Here is a 521-nt window from a genome sequence, read left to right on the forward strand (position 1 = left end):
GGTGACTTTGCGTGCGAACTGAACGGCTGCGTCGCGCTTCGGGTCGTTAGCATGACCCTTCCGGGCGAGAATGATTTCATCGGCCGGCAGCTTGGCCATATGCTCGGCGGTAAAGCTGTGAACCGTCAGACAGTAGTTACAGCCGTTCACTTCGGAAACAGCGAGGCCGATACTGTCACGCGTCTTCACGTCGAGCGTTTTGCTCAAGGAGCCGAGCAGGGTGGCCCACGCGTTGAACGCGATCGGGCTCTGCGCGAAGGCCGCCATCATATTTGGGGTGAATCCGATGTTCTTGGTGAACGCATCGAGAGTCGGTTTCGAATCGGCCGGCACCTGTTCCGGCTTGAGAGCAGTAGTTCTTGCCATAATAATCTCTGTAAGTTACTGGTTGCACTGATTTCACTAATGAAGGTCGCTTAGTAGTTCTGCGCGACCACTGCCACGGCGATGCGCTTATACCAAATCCAACACATCGACCACTGGGCGGCGCGGCTTCTGCGCCCAGTTTCCCTGACGCTCGG

The 521-nt window shown here is 56.8% G+C and carries 1 protein-coding gene; it reads right to left on the reverse strand.

What is annotated here, in order from left to right:
* Window positions 1-366: carboxymuconolactone decarboxylase family protein (locus tag NQV17_RS37840; RefSeq protein WP_257776167.1), on the reverse strand; the 366-nt coding region annotated here is incomplete at its 3' end.
* Window positions 367-521 lie beyond the last annotated feature (155 nt).

Source organism: Burkholderia sp. SCN-KJ (assembly GCF_024656005.1).
Lineage (GTDB): Bacteria > Pseudomonadota > Gammaproteobacteria > Burkholderiales > Burkholderiaceae > Burkholderia.